This is a genomic window from Streptomyces racemochromogenes, from assembly GCF_039535215.1.
Lineage (GTDB): Bacteria > Actinomycetota > Actinomycetes > Streptomycetales > Streptomycetaceae > Streptomyces > Streptomyces racemochromogenes.
Genome location: NZ_BAAAWT010000001.1, coordinates 4,194,467 through 4,213,958, shown reverse-complemented (window position 1 = coordinate 4,213,958; position 19,492 = coordinate 4,194,467). Strand labels below are relative to the sequence as shown.

The 19,492-nt window shown below is 71.6% G+C and carries 16 protein-coding genes, 1 tRNA gene and 1 riboswitch; of the genes, 6 read left to right on the top strand and 11 right to left on the bottom strand.

The genetic code is table 11. The features are described from left to right. The first annotated feature begins 78 nt into the window (after positions 1–78). The 3 genes from ABD973_RS19550 to ABD973_RS19540 all read left to right on the top strand — a co-directional run bounded on the left by ABD973_RS19550 (position 79) and on the right by ABD973_RS19540 (position 3,997). Positions 79–1,125 carry an SGNH/GDSL hydrolase family protein gene (locus ABD973_RS19550; protein WP_125821332.1) on the top strand — a complete coding sequence of 349 codons (1,047 nt, stop codon included), beginning with the start codon at positions 79–81 and terminating at the stop codon, positions 1,123–1,125. Between the two features lie 533 nt (positions 1,126–1,658). Then, entirely contained in the window at positions 1,659–2,879 is a 1,221-nt protein-coding gene (locus ABD973_RS19545; protein ID WP_125603249.1) for an acetyl-CoA C-acetyltransferase, read from the top strand. 314 nt (positions 2,880–3,193) lie between these two features. Next, positions 3,194–3,997, top strand: coding sequence for a hypothetical protein (locus tag ABD973_RS19540; protein ID WP_185899657.1), 804 nt, complete (start codon positions 3,194–3,196; stop codon positions 3,995–3,997). Here ABD973_RS19540 and ABD973_RS19535 read toward each other — a convergent pair. Continuing rightward, positions 3,981–4,337, bottom strand: a complete 357-nt coding sequence (locus ABD973_RS19535; RefSeq protein WP_125821334.1) for a hypothetical protein — start codon at positions 4,335–4,337, stop codon at positions 3,981–3,983. The genes ABD973_RS19540 and ABD973_RS19535 overlap by 17 nt on opposite strands. Before the next feature lie 102 nt (positions 4,338–4,439). On the opposite strand from ABD973_RS19535, the gene ABD973_RS19530 reads away from it, so the two are divergent. Beyond that, on the top strand, positions 4,440–4,670 hold the full coding sequence (locus ABD973_RS19530) for a DUF4287 domain-containing protein (RefSeq protein ID WP_007264509.1): 231 nt from the start codon (positions 4,440–4,442) through the stop codon (positions 4,668–4,670). Positions 4,671–4,793: 123 nt separating this feature from the next. On the opposite strand, the gene ABD973_RS19525 is transcribed toward ABD973_RS19530, so the two are convergent. Both ABD973_RS19525 and ABD973_RS19520 read right to left on the bottom strand, forming a co-directional pair. Continuing rightward, positions 4,794–5,648: a Bax inhibitor-1/YccA family protein gene (locus tag ABD973_RS19525; protein ID WP_125603252.1), complete on the bottom strand. Its 855-nt coding sequence runs from the start codon at positions 5,646–5,648 to the stop codon at positions 4,794–4,796. A 136-nt stretch (positions 5,649–5,784) separates the two neighbouring features. Then, a tRNA-Leu gene (locus ABD973_RS19520) sits at positions 5,785–5,867 on the bottom strand. A gap of 430 nt (positions 5,868–6,297) precedes the next feature. Here ABD973_RS19520 and ABD973_RS19515 point away from each other — a divergent pair. After that, positions 6,298–7,065 (top strand): ABC transporter ATP-binding protein, encoded by a 768-nt coding sequence (locus ABD973_RS19515; protein WP_345504655.1) that lies wholly within the window; start codon positions 6,298–6,300, stop codon positions 7,063–7,065. A gap of 78 nt (positions 7,066–7,143) precedes the next feature. Further along, positions 7,144–9,693 carry an ABC transporter permease gene (locus ABD973_RS19510; RefSeq protein WP_345501179.1) on the top strand — a complete coding sequence of 850 codons (2,550 nt, stop codon included), beginning with the start codon at positions 7,144–7,146 and terminating at the stop codon, positions 9,691–9,693. Between the two features lie 122 nt (positions 9,694–9,815). Here ABD973_RS19510 and ABD973_RS19505 read toward each other — a convergent pair whose 3' ends face one another. The 8 genes from ABD973_RS19505 to ABD973_RS19470 all read right to left on the bottom strand — a co-directional run bounded on the left by ABD973_RS19505 (position 9,816) and on the right by ABD973_RS19470 (position 19,398). Continuing rightward, positions 9,816–11,204 carry an SAM-dependent methyltransferase gene (locus ABD973_RS19505; RefSeq protein WP_125821337.1) on the bottom strand — a complete coding sequence of 463 codons (1,389 nt, stop codon included), beginning with the start codon at positions 11,202–11,204 and terminating at the stop codon, positions 9,816–9,818. Positions 11,205–11,408: 204 nt separating this feature from the next. Then, positions 11,409–12,794 (bottom strand): NAD(P)/FAD-dependent oxidoreductase, encoded by a 1,386-nt coding sequence (locus tag ABD973_RS19500; RefSeq protein WP_125821338.1) that lies wholly within the window; start codon positions 12,792–12,794, stop codon positions 11,409–11,411. 576 nt (positions 12,795–13,370) lie between these two features. Beyond that, on the bottom strand, positions 13,371–14,312 hold the full coding sequence (locus tag ABD973_RS19495; RefSeq protein ID WP_125604123.1) for a Ppx/GppA phosphatase family protein: 942 nt from the start codon (positions 14,310–14,312) through the stop codon (positions 13,371–13,373). Beyond that, the gene (locus ABD973_RS19490; protein WP_345501176.1) at positions 14,309–14,863 is read right to left on the bottom strand and encodes a DUF501 domain-containing protein; all 555 of its coding nucleotides are present in this window, start codon (positions 14,861–14,863) and stop codon (positions 14,309–14,311) included. The genes ABD973_RS19495 and ABD973_RS19490 overlap by 4 nt, the downstream gene beginning before the upstream one ends. Before the next feature lie 51 nt (positions 14,864–14,914). Beyond that, positions 14,915–15,403, bottom strand: coding sequence for an FtsB family cell division protein (locus ABD973_RS19485; protein ID WP_007264518.1), 489 nt, complete (start codon positions 15,401–15,403; stop codon positions 14,915–14,917). A gap of 127 nt (positions 15,404–15,530) precedes the next feature. Beyond that, complete coding sequence (gene eno / locus ABD973_RS19480; protein WP_045947571.1) at positions 15,531–16,817, bottom strand: phosphopyruvate hydratase; 1,287 nt, start codon at positions 16,815–16,817, stop codon at positions 15,531–15,533. Positions 16,818–17,133: 316 nt separating this feature from the next. Beyond that, positions 17,134–17,883: a LysM peptidoglycan-binding domain-containing protein gene (locus ABD973_RS19475; protein WP_125604125.1), complete on the bottom strand. Its 750-nt coding sequence runs from the start codon at positions 17,881–17,883 to the stop codon at positions 17,134–17,136. Positions 17,884–17,885: 2 nt separating this feature from the next. Continuing rightward, positions 17,886–18,058, bottom strand: a riboswitch (cyclic di-AMP (ydaO/yuaA leader). Positions 18,059–18,333: 275 nt separating this feature from the next. Further along, positions 18,334–19,398, bottom strand: coding sequence for a transglycosylase family protein (locus ABD973_RS19470; RefSeq protein WP_345501172.1), 1,065 nt, complete (start codon positions 19,396–19,398; stop codon positions 18,334–18,336). Positions 19,399–19,492 lie beyond the last annotated feature (94 nt).

The window sequence follows — 19,492 nt, the reverse complement described above, 5'->3', positions numbered from 1 at the left end:
GGGAGGTCCGGCCAGAGTATGCGGAAAGGGATTGGCCGACCGGCAGTACGGGGCAGGTAGGTCAACACGACACAGGAGGTGGCTCCAACGGTGTCCAGGGCGAGGACGGCCCGCCGGATCGCGGCGGGGGCAGCGTACGGCGGTGGCGGTCTGGGGCTGGTCGGGGTCGCCGCGTTCGGGCTGGTGCTGGCGGAGGTGCAGTTCGCGAAGCGCACGGTGGGCAACGGGCTGGGTGATCCGCCGCGCGCGGACGGCCTGTACGGGAGCGAGTTCAACGGGCCGGAGATGAGCCCGGGCCCGCTGCGGATGGGCATGCTCGGCGACTCCACGGCGGCCGGGCTGGGCGTCCACCGGGCCCGCCAGACGCCGGCGGCGCTGCTGGCGTCCGGCCTGGCGGCGGTGGCCGAGCGGCCGGTGGAGCTGCGGAACGTGGCCCTGTCGGGGGCCATGTCGGACGACCTGGACCGTCAGGTGAGCCTGCTGCTGGACGGGCGCGGCCCGGCGCCGGACGTGTGCGTGATCATCATCGGCGCGAACGACGTCACCAAGCGGATGCCGCTGACGCAGTCGGTGCGGCTGCTGACCTCAGCGGTACGAAGACTGCGGCTCGCGGGCTCGGAGGTGGTGGTCGGGACCTGCCCCGACCTGGGCACGATCGAGCCGGTGTACCAGCCGCTGCGGTGGATGGCCCGCCGGGTGTCACGGCAGCTGGCGGCGGCGCAGACGATCGGGGTGGTCGCGCTGGGGGCGCGCACGATCTCGATGGGGGACCTGCTGGGCCCGGAGTTCGCGGCGAACCCCCGCGAGATGTTCGGCCCGGACTCGTACCACCCCTCGGCGGAGGGGTACGCGACGGCGGCGATGGCGATACTGCCGACGCTGTGCGCGGCGCTGGGGCTGTGGCCGGGGTCGGACCGGCTGGACGTGTCGCGGGACGAGGACATGCTGCTGGTGGCCAAGGCCGCCTCGGCGGCGGCGGGCGAGCCGGGCACGGAGGTCATCCCGGCCCGCGGGCCGTGGGCCCTCCTGAAACACCGCCGCCGCCGGCGCCTCCCGGAACCCGAGTCCCCCCAGCCGGCCCCCACCGCCGGGGCCCCCGCCGTCCAGGACGACCACCCCGCGTAACCCCTCCGGGGGCCGACCGGCCCTTGAGCGGGGCCCTGCCGCCGGACGAGGGCCGCTGCCGGCGGTGTCCCGCTGCGCGGGGCCGTCCCCTACCCGCCCTTCGCCCGTTCCCCGGGCTGCGCCCGGACCCCTCCTGGGGGCTCCGCCCCCAGACCCCCGCGCCTCAAACGCCGGCGGGGCTATGGATAGCCCCGCCGGCGTTTGAGGCGACGGGCGCGCAGCGCCCGTACGGGGTCAGGGGCGGAGCCCCTGGGAACGGTGGAAGGGCGGGTAGGGGACCCAGCCCCGCGCAACGGCCAACGACCCGCACCCGACCCACCGGCACCCGCCACCCGAACCGACCCCGCCCAGCGGGCCGCCGGACGGAGTCCGGCGCAGCGGCGCGAAGCCGGGGAGGCCGCCTGCGGCCGAGCCGTGCGAGCGGCGCGTAAAAAAGGCGACCGGCGTCACACGCCGAGGGCGGTGACCCCGACCGTACGGGGCGGTAACTTCGCTTGCGGTCCCGCAACGACGCACACCCCCTTGGAGCCCCGATGCCCGAAGCCGTCATCGTTTCCACCGCCCGCTCCCCCATCGGGCGCGCCGGCAAGGGTTCGCTCAAGGACGTGCGCCCGGACGACCTCACCGCCACGATCATCCAGGCCGCCCTCGCCAAGGTCCCCGAGCTGGACCCGCGCCAGATCGACGACCTGATGCTCGGCTGCGGCCTCCCCGGCGGCGAGCAGGGCCACAACCTCGCCCGTATCGTCGCCGTGCAGATGGGCATGGACTACCTGCCCGGCACCACGATCACGCGCTACTGTTCCTCCTCCCTCCAGACCTCCCGCATGGCGCTGCACGCCATCAAGGCGGGCGAGGGCGACGTCTTCATCTCCGCCGGCGTCGAGACGGTCTCCCGGTTCGCGAAGGGCTCCTCCGACGGCCTGCCGGATACCCACAACCCGCTCTTCGCCGACGCCGAGGCCCGTACCGCCGCCGTCGCGCAGAGCGAGGGCAGCAGCTGGCACGACCCGCGCGAGGACGGCCTGATCCCCGACGCGTACATCTCCATGGGGCAGACCGCCGAGAACCTGGCCCGTCTCAAGGGCGTGACCCGCCGGGACATGGACGAGTTCGGCGTGCGGTCGCAGAACCTCGCCGAGGAAGCCATCAAGAACGGCTTCTGGGCCCGCGAGATCACCCCCGTCACGACCCCGGACGGCACCGTCGTCAGCAAGGACGACGGCCCGCGCGCCGGCGTCACGCTGGAGGGCGTGGAGGGCCTCAAGCCCGTCTTCCGCCCCGACGGCCTGGTCACGGCCGGCAACTGCTGCCCGCTCAACGACGGCGCCGCCGCGCTCGTCATCATGAGCGACACGAAGGCGCGGGAGCTGGGCCTGACCCCGCTGGCCCGGATCGTCTCCACCGGCGTCACCGCCCTGTCCCCCGAGATCATGGGCCTGGGCCCGGTCGAGGCGTCCAAGCAGGCCCTGAAGCGGGCCGGGCTGACCGTCGGCGACATCGACCTCTTCGAGATCAACGAGGCCTTCGCGGCCCAGGTCATCCCGTCCTACCGCGACCTGGAGATCCCGCTCGACAAGCTGAACGTCAACGGCGGGGCCATCGCCGTCGGTCACCCGTTCGGGATGACCGGTGCCCGCATCACCGGCACCCTGATCAACAGCCTCCAGTTCCACGACAAGCAGTTCGGCCTGGAGACGATGTGCGTCGGCGGCGGCCAGGGCATGGCCATGGTGATCGAGCGACTGTCGTAGTCCCCGGCGGCCCCGGCGGTCACCGGATCGAGCGGGGCCCCCAGGCCCCGCAAGGGATCCTCCAGGTCAGTGCGCTCTACTGACGGCAGATCCAACCCCGTCGCGGCCGAGCTGTGACCGAATCTCCCCCAGGATGTGACCTTTGTCCTGGGGGATCGGCATTTGCCCAGGTCAGGAGCCATCCCCCTTGGTCCGCAAGGACGAAAGACCTGTCCATTTCATGACGTAATGCACTGCACGCCATTCACAGCACAGGACAAGCTGATGTAGGAAGTCGGGGGATCGAATCAACCAGGAGTTAGTCAGTGAGCGCCATGTCTCTTGCCCTGCTGCTGACCACGGCCGCTGCCACGGCCGTGGGCGCTGCTGCGCTGCACGCCGTCCACGGACTGCGCAAGCAGGTCACCGCCCTGCGCGGTGAGCTTGCGGTGCCGGCCCACCCGCGCGCCGCGACCGTCCCGCACGCCCGCGCCGCGGTGCAGTCCCCCGCCGCCGAGATACGAGCCGCCGTCGCCGAGGCCCTGGCCGAGGAGCGCGAGCGCGAGCTGGCCGAGGCGCGGGCCTTCTGGGCCGCGCAGGAGGCACGTGACGCGGCCGACGCCCCCTCGCTGCTGGGCGGCCTGCCCGGCCTCGGCGAGGACGGCCCGGTCTTCCTGCCCCGGCAGGCGGACATGGTCGGCCTCGAGCCCGTCCTGGGCGACGACCTCGCCGACGAGTACCCCGAGGATTCCGCCGAGCTGGCCGCGGCCCGCCGCCGCCACCCCTCGCACCCCGACTTCGTCCCGGTCCAGCCGAACCCCGGCGCCGACCACGAGCGCACCGTCAGCCGCCTGGAGGAGCTCGCGGAGGCCCGTACGGCCCTCGCGGACGTCCGCCCGGGCCCCCTGGGCACCCTGGACGTGTACGTGTTCACCGACGGCACCACGCTCTGCATGACCCCGGGCCACCGGGAGACCGCGGAGCGCCTCGCCGAGGCCCTGCGCTCGGGCACCGCACCGGTCCTGCTGGGCGGCTCCGGCATCTCCGGCGCCTACGCGCTGACCTTCTCCTGCGGTGACGCCGAGGACCCCGACAGCAACGTCTACATCCTCGCGGACCGGGTCATCGCATCGCTCTGACTTCCGCCCGCTCCACCAGCGCCACGGCCTCGTCCAGCATCTCGGACGGGGCCTTCGCGCCGTCCGGGCCCGCCGCGGGGTCGGCCGCGCGCAGCGCCTCGGCGAGGTCGAGGCCGGCCACCGCCACCTGGTCCCCCACGGTGAAGGGGCCCGCGTCGGGCATCACGCGCGCCGGAGCCGCCCCCTCGGGGTCCTCCAGCCGCTGGGCGCGCCGCGCGAGCTCACGGGCCAGCTCCAGGCCCTCCGCGGCCGCACCCCGCTGGAGCCGGCTCTGCGGGGCGGCGCGCAGCCGGTCGGCGAAGCGTTCCACGGCGGCGTTCAGGGCTGAGGTATCGAGCACCCGGGCGACCTTACGCGCCGTACCGGCACCATTGCCAACGGGCGAACTCTGCGGCACGGTGACGTGAAGAGAACAGCACGGCGACACCCCCCGGAGGCGCCCATGTCCGTAGAGTTCTCCGAGAAGACCCACCGCAACATGATCGAAAGAATCCCCCAGACCACCGGTCGTGAGATCTCCGACTGGCTCCGCACCGTGGACGAAGGCCCCTCCCTCGTCCGGTTCGAGGAGAAGGTCAGCTGGCTGCTCGGCGCGCACGAGCTGTCGTACGGCCAGGCCAAGGCGATCATCCACGAGTACGGCCTGCGCAGAGCCGCCCGCAGGTTCGGCTGACCGCACCGGCGAGCACCGTCCACCCCCTCACGGGCCCACCGGAGCCGATGGAGCCCCGGACGCGGGAAGGCCCCGCGAGCGGACCGCTCGCGGGGCCTTCCCCTTTCGCTGCTGCCGGTACGACTAGTCGTCGCCGGAGAGGATCTGGAACAGGCGCAGCAGCTCCAGGTAGATCCACACCAGGGTCAGCGTGAGGCCGAAGGCCGCCAGCCAGGCCTCCTCGCGCGGGGCGCCGTACGTCACGCCGTCCTCGACCTGCTTGAAGTCCATGGCGAGGAAGCAGGCGCCGAGGACGACGCCCACGATGCCGAAGACGATGCCGAGCGGACCGCTGCGGAAGCCGAGGCCGTCACCGCCGCCGAACAGCATGAACAGCGAGTTCGCCAGCATGAGCAGGACGAAGCCGAGGGCCGCGGCCATCACGAAGCCCGTGAAGCGGCGGGTGACGCGGATCCAGCGCATCTTGTAGGCGACGAGCACCGCCGCGAAGACGCACATCGTGCCGAGCACGGCCTGGACGACCACGCCGGGGCTGATGTAGGTGCTGGCGACCATGGAGATCACGCCGAGGAACACGCCCTCGAACGCCGCGTAGCCGATGATCAGCGCGGGCGTCGGCTTGCGCTTGAAGCTCTGGACCATGGCCAGCACGAACGCGACGAGCGCCGAGCCGACGGCGACGCCGTACGACTTGCCCACGTTGGCCGGGTCGACGGGAAGGGCGATCCACGCGAGGGTCGCGGTGACGATCAGGGTGCCGAGCGTCATGGCCGTACGGGTCACGACGTCGTCGATGGTCATCGCGCTGCCGCGGACCGGGGCCGCCGGCATGCCGGTGGTCGGGTCGGTGGCGTAAGGATTCGTCGCGTACGGGTTGGTCGCGGTCCCGGCCTGCGCGTGCTGCGCCTCGAAGCCCGCGTAGCCGCCGTTGTCGCGGCTGAACCCCCGTCGCGAGAAGACCGGGTTACTGCTCCTCATCTCACTCCTCCATGGCCACCGTGCGCGGCCTTGCGTCAAGAGTAATGCGCTCGCAAAAAAAGCACCCTACTGCTGGAGGAGGATCTTAGGAGAAGGCGCGGCGGACCGCCGCCGATAAACGGAAGAGCCGCATGTGTGCCCGGAGCCGGACTTGAACCGGCACGGCCCGAGAGCCAGCGAGGTTTAAGCTCGCCGTGTCTGCCATTCCACCATCCGGGCAAGGCGCGGCGGGCCCCGTGGAAAATGCCTTGAACGCAGTGATGAGCCTATCCGGAACACCCCTGCCACCTGGGGGCTCTCTATCCGATGTTGTCTGATTTTATTGGCGATTGAGTGGCCGTCAGACCCGATAAGTCGCGGTCGGCCCCCTTCCGGAGGATGCGCCGCCCCGCCCCGGGATTGACCTGATTCCGCTGCCTCCGCGCCACCCCGGGCCACCCCCCGCGCCGGACCCGCGTGGACCGCCGCACCGTCCCCCTCGACGGCGTCCCCGTCATACCAGAGGAGGAGACGGCGCCGCCCGCGGTCAGACTCCAGTGGGCCGTCGAACGGGCACCTCGGCTGATCCCCGGCGGGGGTGCCCCCGGTGAGGATGGAACGGTCCCGCCCCACCGCAGAACCGTTCGACAGGAGCACCCACGTGACCGCCATGAACTACGCCCGGCAGCACACCGCACAGGCCGTGGCGGCCCGCGCCACGCAGCTCTCCAAGGTGTACGGCCAGGGCGAGACCCAGGTGGTCGCGCTGGACCACGTCTCCGTCGACTTCGCCCAGGGCCAGTTCACCGCGATCATGGGCCCCTCCGGCTCCGGCAAGTCCACCCTGATGCACTGCGTCGCCGGCCTGGACACCTTCTCCTCCGGCTCCGTCCGCATCGGCGACACCGAGCTCGGCTCCCTCAAGGACAAGCAGCTGACCCAGCTGCGCCGCGACAAGATCGGCTTCATCTTCCAGGCCTTCAACCTGCTGCCGACCCTGACCGCCCTGGAGAACATCACCCTCCCCATGGACATCGCCGGCCGCAAGCCCGACAAGCAGTGGCTGGACACCGTGGTGGACATGGTCGGCCTCTCCGGCCGCCTCTCCCACCGCCCCACCCAGCTCTCCGGCGGCCAGCAGCAGCGCGTCGCCGTCGCCCGCGCCCTCGCCGCCCGCCCCGAGATCATCTTCGGTGACGAGCCGACCGGAAACCTCGACTCCCGCTCCGGCGCCGAGGTCCTCGGCTTCCTGCGCAACTCGGTCCGCGAGCTCGGCCAGACCGTCGTGATGGTCACCCACGACGCCGTCGCCGCCTCCTACGCCGACCGCGTCATCTTCCTCGCCGACGGCCGCATCGTCGACGAGATGTACGCGCCCACCGCCGACGGCGTGCTCGACCGGATGAAGGCCTTCGACGCCAAGGGCCGCACCAGCTGACCCGGAGCGTGACCGCCCCGCTCCGCGGAGCCCCCGCAGCCCTCCTCACAGACCTCCAGCCCCAGGACTGAGATCCCCATGTTCCGTACCGCCCTGCGCAACGTGCTCGCGCACAAGGCGAGGCTGCTGATGACGGTGCTCGCCGTCACCCTCGGCGTAGCCTTCGTCTCCGGCACCCTCGTCTTCACCGACACCCTCGGCAAGTCCCTGTCCGGCCAGTCCGCCAAGAGCTACCGCGGCGTCGCCGTCTCCGTCACCTCGTACGGGCAGGCCCGCTCCGAGGACGGCCAGAAGGAGGGCGACCCCGGCATCAGCCAGCAGACCCTGGACAAGGTCAGGGCCGTCAAGGGCGTCGGCTCGGTCTCCGGCCGCGTCTCCGGCTTCGCCGGCGTCGGCGACGAGAACGGCAAGCTGATCGGCACCGGCTGGGCCAACAAGGGCTCCAATTACGCCCCCGTCAAGGACGGCAAGGACCCCCGCTACACGTTCACCGACGGCACCGGCCCGGTCAAGGACGACCAGGTCGCCCTCGACAAGGAGACCGCGGCCAAGGGCGGCTACAAGACCGGCGACAAGGTCCGCGTCGCCACCAACGGACCGGTCCGCGAGTTCACCCTCACCGGCGTCTTCACCACCGAGGACGGCGCCGTCAACGCCGGCGGCAGCCTGGTCCTCTTCGACACCAAGGTCGCCCAGGAGCTCTACCTCCAGCCCGGCTTCTACGACGAGCTCTCCGTCGCCGCCGCCCCCGGCGCCTCCGCCGACCAGCTGCTCGCCGACATCAAGCCGCTCGTCGACGGCAAGACCACCAAGGCCCAGACCGGCGCCGCGCTCGCCGCCCAGCAGGCCAAGGACATCGAGAAGGGGATGAGCAGCATGAGCAACATGCTGCTCGCCTTCGCCGGCATCTCCCTCTTCGTCGGCATCTTCCTGATCTACAACACCTTCACCATGCTGGTCGCCCAGCGCACCAAGGAGCTGGCCCTGCTGCGCGCCGTCGGCGCCAACCGCGGCCAGGTCATGCGCTCGGTGCTCGCCGAGGCCCTCGTCGTCGGCGCCCTCTCGGCCGCCATCGGCCTGGCCGCCGGCGTCGGACTGGCGGCCGGCATGCGCTCCCTGATGGACACCATCGGCGCCAAGATCCCCGCCGGGGACCTGGTCATCGCCCCGGGCACGGTCATCGCCGCCCTGGTCATCGGCGTCCTCGTCACCACCGCCGCCGCCCTGCTGCCCGCCTGGCGCACCGGCCGGATCGCCCCGGTCGCCGCCATGGGCAGCGCCCACCTGCCGGCCTCCGCCAAGTCCCTCGTGGTCCGCAACGTCATCGGCTCCGTGATCAGCCTCGCGGGCGTCGGCGTCGTCTTCCTCGGCGTCTCGATGGGCGGCGACGGCCGCATGGTCATCGGCGGCGGCGCGGCCTTCCTGCTCATCGGCATGATCGTGCTGCTCCCGCTGCTCTCCCGGCCGGTCATCGCGGCCGTCCGCCCGGCCCTGCAGAAGGTCTTCGGCGTCCCCGGCAAGCTGGCCGCCCAGAACGCCGTGCGCAACCCGCGCCGCACCGCCGTCACCGCCGCCTCCCTGGCGATCGGCCTCACCCTCGTCACCACCATGTCCGTGCTCGGCGTCACCATGGGCAAGGCCATCGACCGGATGAGCACCGACAAGCTCAAGGCCGACTACAAGGTCACCATGTCCGGCGGCATCGGCGGCCTCGACAAGTCGGTCGTCGACGCCCTGGCCAAGGCCCCCGGCGTCAAGGCGGTTTCCCCGCAGGCCGCCGGCTACTTCAAGACCGGCGACACCTTCCGCGCCGCGTCCGGCGTCAACCCGGCCGCCATCGGCCAGGTCCTGAACATCAAGGTCCTCAGCGGCTCCCTGGACAACCTCGGCAAGGGCGAGGTCGCCGTCGCCGAGAAGACCGCGAAGAAGCAGGACCTGACCGTCGGCTCCACCCTCCAGGCACAGTTCGAGGACGGCCAGAAGGCCAACCTGAAGGTCGGCGCCGTCTACGAGGACCTCGACGGGCTGCTGTCCCCCTTCGTCCTCGACAACAAGATCCTCGCGGCGCACACCGACCAGCAGCACATCCCCGAGGTCTACGTCAACACCGCCGGCGGCCAGTCCGCGGCGAGCCAGCAGGCCGTCATCGACGCCCTCGGCAAGAACCCGGCGATGACCGTCGCCACCCAGCAGGACATGCGCAACGAGATGGGCGGCATCATCAACACGATGCTCAACATCATGTACGGCCTGCTCGGCATGGCGCTGATCATCTCCGTGCTCGGCGTGGTCAACACCCTGGCGATGTCCGTCTTCGAGCGGACCCAGGAGATCGGCATGCTGCGGGCGATCGGCCTCGACCGGGCCCGGGTGAAGAACATGATCCGCCTGGAGTCCGTGGTGATCTCGCTCTTCGGCGCGGTCCTCGGCATCGGCATCGGCCTCTTCCTCGCCTGGGCCGTCGGCTCCACCCTGTCCAAGGCGGTGCCGAACTACGAACTGGTCCTGCCCTACGACCGGATCGGCGTCTTCCTCCTGCTGGCCGCCGTCGTCGGCGTCCTGGCCGCCATGTGGCCGGCCCGCAGCGCCGCCCGGCTGAACATGCTGACCGCCATCAAGACCGAGTAGCGGTACGGGCGTACGCGCCGCGCGGGACGCGCACGGGACGCCGTACGCAAGGGCCCCGGGGCAACACGCCCCGGGGCCCTTCCCGTTGCCCGGCCGCCGCTGTCCCCGGCGGCCGTACGGCGCTACGCGGGGCCCGTGCCCCACACGCGCGTCCGCAGCGGCATCCCCGAGGCACCCGCGCCCCCGGGGCGCACCGCCAGCACCTGGTTGACCCCCAGCCGGCCGTGCTCGAAGCCCAGCGCGGACGCCGCCATGTACAGCAGCCACACGCGGGCCCTGCCGGGCGAGGTGAGCCGGACGGCCTCGTCCCAGTGCCGTTCCAGGCGCGCCACCCAGGCCCGCAGGGTCAGCGCGTAGTGCTCGCGCAGCGCCTCCACGTCGCGGACCTCGAAGCCGGCCCGCTCCAGCTCGCCGACGGTGGTGCCGATCGGGGAGAGCTCCCCGTCCGGGAACACGTACGCGTCGATGAACTCGTCGATCTCGTACGCCTGCTCGTCCTGCTCGGGGGGCCGGCCGATCTGGTGGTTGAGCAGCCGGCCGCCGGGGGCCAGCAGGGCGTGCAGTATCCCGGCGTACTCGCGGTACCGGGCGGAGCCCACGTGCTCGGCCATGCCGATCGAGGAAATGGCGTCGTACGGGCCGTCCTTGACGTCCCGGTAGTCCTGCACCCGGATCTCCACCCGGTCGGTCAGGCCCTCCTCGGCGATCCGCTTGCGGGCGTACGCGGCCTGCTCGCGCGAGAGCGTGATGCCGGTGACGCGCACCCCGTACTCGCGGGCGGCGTGCAGGGCCATGGAACCCCAGCCGCAGCCGACGTCCAGGAGGCGCCGGCCCGGCTCCAGGGCGAGTTTGCGGCAGACCAGGTCGAGCTTGTCCCGCTGGGCGTCCTCCAGGGTGCCCTCCGCGGTCCAGTAGGCGCAGGAGTACACCATGGAGGGCCCCAGGACCCGCTCGTAGAAGTCGTTTCCCACGTCGTAGTGGTGGCTGATCGCCTCGCTGTCGCGCCGCTTGGAGTGGCGCGGCCCGCCGCCGCGGACGGCCTCCTCCGGCGGCGGCGCGGGCGCCGTCCACGGACGCGCCAGGGCCACGAGGTCGCGTACGGCGGCCCGTGCGGCCGGGTCGCGCAGCAACGCGGCGGTCCCGGCGGGGCCGGAACCGAGCCCGGGCAGGTACGGGCGCAGGGCCGCGAGCTTGCCCAGCCCCGAACGGGCCGGGACGGGGACGGGGGCGGGGCCCCGCCGCTCCCGCTCCCACAGCAGGCCGCCCACCCGGTCGAGCAGTTCGAACAGGTCGCCCTCGACGGTCAGGTCACCGGCGACCCAGGCGCGGGCGAGCCCCAGTTCGCCCGGCTTCCACAGGATCCGGCGCAGGGCGCGACGGTGTGCGATCACCAGCACCGGGCCGGTGGCCGGGCCGGCCTCGCTGCCGTCCCAGGCCCGTATCCGCACGGGCAGGGGGGCGCCCAGCAGGGTTTCGGCAACGGCTGCCAGCCGCGGCGCGGCGTCGGTCATCTCAGGCACCTCCAGGAGTTCCGTGGAACGACTTCCCACTTCCCCTCTGGGGCAATCACGGCCGGTTTGCCCGCTGGAGCGCCCCTCGACCGGGGCTCCAGCCGGCCGTGCACCTCCCCGGGCACGCCGAAGGGGCCGCCCGCACCACGGATGGCGGGCGGCCCCTTCGGGGTCGTGCTCGGTTTCCTGCCGGACCGGCCGGGGTCAGGAGGCCTTGGCCTTCTGCGCCGGTGCAGCGGCGGCGGCCGGAGCCGGCGCCGGCTTGGCGGCCTCGTAGAACTCCTCGCGGGGGGTCTCCAGGGCTCCGAGGGAGACGACCTCGCGCTTGAGGAACATGCCGAGGGTCCAGTCGGCGAAGACGCGGATCTTGCGGTTCCAGGTCGGCATGGCCATGCCGTGGTAGCCACGGTGCATGTACCAGGCGAGCCGGCCCTTGAGCTTGATCTTCATCTTGCCCATGACGATCATCGCGACGCCCTTGTGGAGGCCGAGGCCCGCCACCGCACCCTTGTTGGAGTGCGAGTACTCCTTCTGCGGGAAGCCCCGCATGCCGGAGACCACGTTGTCGCCGAGGACCTTGGCCTGGCGCAGCGCGTGCTGGGCGTTCGGCGGGCACCAGGCGTTCTCGACCCCGGCCTTGCGGGCGGCGACGTCCGGGACCTGGGCGTTGTCGCCCGCGGCCCAGATGTAGTCCGTGCCCTGGACCTGGAGGGTCGGGGCGGTGTCCACGTGGCCGCGCGGGCCCAGCGGCAGGCCGTAGCGGGCCAGCGCCGGGTTCGGCTTGACGCCCGCGGTCCACACGATGGTGCTGGAGTCGACCTCGAGGCCGTTCTTCAGCACCACGTGGCCGTCCACGCAGGAGTCCATGGAGGTGCTGAGGTAGATCTCGATGCCGCGGGACTCGAGGTGCTCCTTGCCCCAGGTGCCGAGCTTCGGCCCGACCTCGGGAAGGATCTTGTCCGCAGCGTCAACCAGGATGAAGCGCATGTCCTCGCGCTTGATCGTGGAGTAGTACTTCACGGCGTCGCGGGCCATGTCCTCGACCTCGCCGATCGTCTCGGCGCCGGCGAAGCCGCCGCCGACGAAGACGAAGGTGAGGGCCTTGCGGCGGACGTTCTCGTCCGTCGTGGACTCCGCCTTGTCGAGCTGCTCGAGGACGTGGTTGCGCAGGCCGATGCCCTCTTCGACGCCCTTCATGCCGATGCCCTGTTCGGCCAGGCCGGGGATCGGGAAGGTGCGGGAGACGGCGCCGAGCGCGATCACCAGGTAGTCGAAGGGCAGCTCGTACGCCTCGCCGACCAGCGGCGTGACGACGGCGACCTTGCGGTCCTGGTCGATGGTGGTGACCCGGCCGGTGAGAACCTCAGCCTTGGGCAGCACGCGTCGCAGCGGGACGACAACGTGCCGAGGCGAGATGTTGCCTGCGGCCACTTCGGGGAGGAAGGGCTGGTAGGTCATGTACGACCGCGGGTCGACGACCGTGACGGTCGCCTCGCCGTAGCGCATCTTCTTCATGATGCGCTTGGCCGCGTACAGACCTACGTACCCACCTCCTACTACGAGGATCCTGGGACGCTCCGTGGTGCTCATGGAATGAGTATCCAGCACCCCAAGGGGTGACGCTCGTGAGCCCCTTCACAAGGTGTCACAAGGTCTCTGCTACACTGCGCGGCCCGCGTGACCCAGATCATGAGGCGCAACGGGAACCAACGTATACGCGGAGTCGTTGTTCACCCGGTCTGAACTGGCCTCCAAGGCCCCAACCGGACTGGACCACTGGGTTTCGTCCTTACCTCTGATACGAAACCCGTCGCGGCCGCGCATCGCACAAACAGGTGCCGAAACGGCCCTGCGACCCCCGGAACGGCACCGAAGGGCCCCCTCGTTGACCCGGCAGGCCCTTTTTCCTTGTGAAGAACTTCACGAACCTCGTTCCCGGAGGGGCACTTCCGGCCGCCCCAGGGGCCCCTGGCGCCCCCGCACTGCCGCCGCACCGGCCCCCCCTCCCCCCGCCCACCAGCCACTCGTCGGGCGGAACACGATGTTCAGCCGCACGAGCGCACGACGCCCGCTGCACGGCCGCCGGGGAACCGGTCGAGGCGCCGGGAGGCGGGCGGGAACGCCGAGGGCCCCCGCGGTCCGCGGGGGCCCTCGTGGTCAGCGGGCTCAGGCCGCGGACCAGGCGATGCCGTCCAGGATGTCGTGCTCGGAGACCACGACCTCGGTGGCGCCGACGCGCTCCATGATCGCGAGCAGGACCAGGGCGCCCGCGCCGATCACGTCGACCCGCCCCGGGTGCATCACGGGGATGGCGGCGCGCTCGTCGTGGGTGGCGCTCAGCATGCGCTCGCTGATCTCGCGCACCTGCTCGTAGGAGATCCGGGAGTGGTGGATCGCCGACCAGTCGTACGCGTCCAGGCCGAGCGCGATCGCGGCGACCGTGGTCACCGAGCCCGCGAGGCCCACCAGGGTGCGCGCCTCGGCCAGCGGGACCGTCTCGGCGGCCAGGTCCAGGGCCGCCTCGATGTCGGCCCGTATGGCGGCGATCTGCGCCGCGGTCGGCGGGTCGGTGACCTCGCCGTCCACCACCAGGTGGCGCTCGGTCATCCGGACGCAGCCCACGTCGACCGAGCGGGCCGCCCGTACGCGGTCCTCCCCGACGACGAACTCGGTCGAACCGCCGCCGATGTCCACCACCAGGAACGGCCGTTCCAGGTGCTCGTGCGCGACGAGCTCCTTGGTGGCGCCGGTGAAGGAGAACTCCGCCTCCTGCTCGCCGGAGATCACCTCGGGCTCGACGCCGAGGATGTCCAGCACGCCGCGGACGAACTCGTCCCGGTTCTCCGCGTCGCGCGAGGCCGAGGTGGCCACGAAACGCACCCGCTCCGCCCCGAACTCCTTGATCACCCCGGCGTACTCTCGGCAGGCCGCGAAGGTGCGCTCCAGCGCCTCCGGGGCCAGCCGGCCGGTCTTGTCCACGCCCTGGCCGAGCCGGACGATCGTCATCCGCCGGTCGAGCTCGACGAGCTCGCCGGTGGCCGGGTCGCAGTCGGCGACCAGGAGGCGGATGGAGTTGGTACCGCAGTCGATGCCCGCGACCCGGGTCACGCGGCCCCCTCCCCGGTCTCCTCTTCCGTCTTCTCCCCGCACGGGGTAACGCAGGCGCCCTTGGCCCACCACTCCGGCAGCATGGCCAGCGCCTCGTCGCCGAACGGGTTCACGCCGGGGCCGGCGGCCAGCGAGTGGCCCACCAGCACGTGCAGGCACTTGACCCGGTCCGGCATGCCGCCGGCGCTCGGGAAGCCCTGGAGCACCTCGATGGCGTCGCGGCGCCGGATGTAGTCCTCGTGCGCCTTCTGGTAGGCGGCGGCGAGCTCCGGGTCCTCGGCGAGCCGGGCCTGCATCTCCTTCATGACGCCGTTGGCCTCCAGCGTGCCGATCGCGGAGGCCGCGCGCGGGCACGTCAGGTAGTACAGCGTGGGGAAGGGGGTGCCGTCGGGCAGCCGGGGTGCGGTCTCGACGACGTCCGGCTGGCCGCAGGGGCAGCGGTGCGCGATGGCGCGCAGCCCGCGCGGCGGGCGGCCGAGCTGCTGCTCGAACGCCTCGATGTCCGCGTCGGTCGGCTCGGTGCGGTCGGTCTGGGGCGGGGGCGTCTGCATGCCTGGAGGAAGTCTCTTCGTTCGGTCGTGCGTGATGGGTGGGTCAGTGGGTCATTCACCGGGGCGGTCGGCCTTGTCGACGCCGTCCCAGACGTTGGAGTACCAGGGGCGGTCGGAACCGTCCTGGCCGCCGCGGCGGTGCTCCGGGGCCGCGGCCCCGGGGTCGGTCATGATGTAGCCGATCTCCCCCGGGCGCAGGAAGTGCAGGTGCCTGCGCGCCTGCTGCTCCGCGTAGGCGGGGTCCTGCCAGCGGGCCTTCTCGTCGCGGAGCTGTTCGAGGCGCTTGCGCGCGGTGTCGGCGGCCCGCTGCTGGTCCGTGATCTCCGAGCGCTGGGACACGTACTGGCGCATCGGATACGCGAGGGCGACGACCAGCGTACAGAGGACGAGGACCAGCAGTGCCGCGCGGCCGGTGAGCCGGCTGCGGCGGATGTGCCGGCGGGACTGCGAGCGGTAGACGTGGGCCGCGGTCCGCTCGCCGAGCTGCTTGAGCCGGGTCGCCGTCGAGAAGGTGGAGAACCGATCCCGGTTCCCGGCCATGGCCCCGCCTCCCCTGTGCGCGCACTACGCAATACGTCCCCGCACACGGTACGGGACCGAGTGCGGGGACGTACGGAGGCTGCGACCCCAGGGGTGTCCCCCCGGGAGGTGCCGCCCTGAGGCGGTGTCAGCCCTTGAAGCGCGGGAAGGCGCTGCGGCCGGCGTACACGGCGGCGTCGTCGAGGATCTCCTCGATGCGCAGCAGCTGGTTGTACTTGGCGACGCGGTCCGAGCGGGCCGGGGCGCCGGTCTTGATCTGACCGCAGTTCACGGCGACGGCGAGGTCGGCGATGGTGACGTCCTCGGTCTCGCCGGAGCGGTGCGACATCATGCACTTGAAGCCGTTGCGCTGGGCCATCTCGACGGCGTCGAGGGTCTCGGTCAGGGAGCCGATCTGGTTCACCTTCACGAGCAGGGCGTTCGCGGAGCCCTCCTCGATGCCGCGGGCGAGGCGCTCGGGGTTGGTGACGAAGAGGTCGTCGCCGACGATCTGGACCTTGGAGCCCAGGCGGTCGGTGATGGTCTTCCAGCCGGCCCAGTCGTCCTCGAACAGCGGGTCCTCGATGGAGACGAGCGGGTACGCCTCGACGAGCTCGGCGTAGTAGTCGGTCATCTCGGCGGCCGAGCGGGACTGGCCCTCGAACTCGTACTTGCCGTCCTTGTAGAACTCGGACGCGGCGACGTCGAGCGCGAGCGCGATGTCCTTGCCCGGGGTGTAGCCGGCCTGCTTGATGGCCTCGATGATGAGGTCGAGCGCGGCGCGGTTGGACTCCAGGTTCGGGGCGAAGCCGCCCTCGTCGCCCAGGCCGGTGGAGAGGCCCTTGGTGTGCAGGACCTTCTTGAGGGTGTGGTAGACCTCGGCACCCCAGCGCAGCGCCTCGGAGAAGGACTCCGCGCCGATCGGGGCGATCATGAACTCCTGGATGTCGACGTTGGAGTCGGCGTGCGACCCACCGTTGAGGATGTTCATCATCGGAACGGGCAGCAGGTGCGCGTTCGGGCCGCCGAGGTAGCGGAACAGCGGCAGGTCCGAGGCCTCGGACGCGGCGTGCGCGACGGCGAGGGAGACGCCGAGGATGGCGTTGGCGCCGAGCGAGCCCTTGTTGTCGGTGGCGTCGAGGTCGAACATGGCCTGGTCGATCAGGCGCTGCTCGGTGGCGTCGTAGCCGACGAGCTCCGGCCCGATCTGCTCGATGACGGCGAGGACGGCCTTCTCCACGCCCTTGCCCATGTAACGGTTGGGGTCACCGTCGCGGAGCTCGATGGCCTCGAAGGCACCGGTGGAGGCGCCGGACGGAACGGCAGCACGGCCGGTGCTGCCGTCGTCGAGGCCCACCTCGACCTCGACCGTGGGGTTGCCTCGGGAGTCCAGGATTTCCCGGGCTACGACGACGTCGATGGACGGCACGAGCATCTCCTTCTGGGATGTGACGCTGGGTGTGCGGTGGCGTGTGGGCCGTGGGACGGCCTTGCCGACTAGAGCCTAACCGGCTCCGGGGTGTGGGCTGCCCGACCGCCCGGCTCCTGGGACGAAAAAGGGTCCGAATACCCGTCTTCCGGGACATAGGACCCTTGATTTCACGTGCTTGCCGGGGGAACGGGCAGCGGAAGCCGGTGTTCCGGTTCCGCAATGCGGTGACCGGCGGACGACACGCCGCCGCCCGGCGCGTGGGGGGATACGCGCCGGGCGGTGGGGATGCTGCGGGGTGCCGCGAGAGTTACGCGGACGTTCAGGCGAGCTTCAGCTTCTGACCCGGGAAGATCAGGTCGGCGTCGGACACGGTGTCCTTGTTGAGCTCGAAGAGCTTCTCCCAGCCGCCCTTGACCTTGTTGGCGTCGGCGATGGTGCCGAGGGTGTCGCCTTCCTTGACCGTGTAGGTGCCGTTGCCCGTCTGCGGGGTCTCGGCCTTCGGGGTCGACGGCTTGGCCGGGGTCCAGTTGCCGGAGCCGGCGCCGGAGCCCTTGGTCTCGGTCTCGGTCTTCGGCGCGGACGGCTTGGCCGGGGCGGGCTTCGCCGGGGCCGGCTTGGCCGGAGCGGGCTTGGCCGGGGCCGGCTTGGTCTCGGGCTTCGGCTTGGCCGGGGTGGTCGAACCGCCGCCGTTGTACGAGGAGTTGGACAGGCCGACGCCGCAGTGCGGCCACGCGCCCTTGCCCTGGCCCTTGAGGACCTTCTCGGCGATGGCTATCTGCTGGCCCTTGGTGGCCTGGTTGGCCTGCGCGGCGTACGACTTGCCGCCGTACGCGGCCCAGGTGGAGGCGGAGAACTGCAGGCCGCCGTAGTAGCCGTTGCCGGTGTTGATGGACCAGTTGCCGCCGGACTCGCAGGCGGCGACCTTGTCCCACTCGGCCGCGGTGGCGGCGCTGGCGGTACCGGCGGCCATCAGCGGGGCCGCGACGGCGACACCGGCGACACCGGCGAGCGTGACGATGCGGACGGCCTTGGAGCCGCGGCGGTGCTTGCCCTTGCCGGAAAGCAGCATGGATTTCTCCTCACCGACGCCTTCGAGGTGAGCTGTCGGGTTCGGGCGGATGAGTTGCCCGGTCACGCGGCGCGGCGCGTGTCTTCACCCCTAGCCGGTACGCGGGCCGTCTCTCAACGGCCCTTCCCGGCGCCTACCTTGGTTCCCCCGCTCCTGCCTTCGGCGCTTGCGCGACGACTGTTCCCTCCGTCCGCCGGCAGGATTCGGCGATGCGGTCGAAGGAGCCCGCGGTGGCGAGCGATTCAGAAGGTAGACAGGTCTCTCCCCGATGTTCAACGTGTGATTTTGGGGAGAAACCGGCCTACTTGCCTTCCTGAAGAGCACGTTTGTGCAGGTGAGAAGGGGGTTTGCAACAGTTCCGGAACGAGACACGCCAGTTGTCCGGAAGAGATGCATGTCTCATTTGGCGATAACGGACATTCAACTCTTAATGGATGTCCGAACTGCCCACTATTTCTTGGTTAGATCCAGGTTCTGTCCGGGCTTGATGAGGTCCGCGTCCCCACCGATGACCTGCTCGTTGGCCTTGTAGAGCTCGTCCCAACCGCCCTTGACGCCCTTGGCCTTCGCGATGTCCGAAAGGCTGTCGCCCGGCTTCACGGTGTAGACGGGCTCCGCGGCGGGTACTGACGCCGCGCCAGGCGCCCCCTGCACCTCGATGGCGGCCGGGCCGCGGTGCTTGCCCGAGCCGTCCGACGCCGCGCCGGACGGGGTGCCCGCCGTGGCGCCCGGGGTGGCCGGAGCGGTGGGCGTGGCGCCCGGGGCGGGAGTCGCACCCGGGGTGGCCGGAGCCGTCGGGGTGGCGCCCGGGGCCGTCGGGATGCCCGGGGCCGTGGGCGTGCCCGGGGTGGGCGTGCCGGGGGTGGGCGTGCCCGGCGTCGGCGTGGGCGTGCCGGGCGTCGTGGGCTGGACCGTGTAGTCCGGCTCGGGCATGACGGGCAGTCCGCTGGAGGGGCCCAGCGGGTAGTCCGGCAGCCCGCTCGGGTTGGACGGGGTGCCCGGCGCCGGGGTCGGGGCCCCGAAGTCCGTGGAGGGCTTGCCCTTGCCCGCGTTCGGCACCGAACCGTCGGGGCGGCCCTTGGTGGGCGCGACGGGCGCGGGCTCCAGCTTGTCACCGGGGTCCACGTCGGGCGCGGGGCCCTGCTGGGTCAGCCCGGCCGAGGCGGAGCACAGCGGCCACGCCTGGGGGCCCTGGGAGGCCAGCACGCGCTCGGCGACCGCGATCTGCTGGGAGCGGCTGGCGAGGTCGGGGCGCTCCGCGTACGCGAGGCCGCCGGCGTTGCGCCACTGTTCCAGGGTGAACTGCAGGCCGCCGTAGGCGCCGCTGCCGGAGTTCGCGCTCCAGGTGCCGCCGCTCTCGCAGTCGGCGACCTTGTCCCACGTGGCGGTGTCGGCCGCGTTCGCACCTGTGGCGGCGAGCAGCGGCATGGCCAGCGCGGAGCCGGTGACTCCTGCGGTGACGACGATCGCGGGTACCTGGCGGGGGCGTCTGTGGCGGCCGTTCCCGGGAAGCATGAGGCTGCACCTTTCGCATAACGGCGGGGTAACGGCAGAACCTAGCCGCCTTCGAACGGATGTCACAAGTTCGGCGGTGGAACGGTGCGGAACT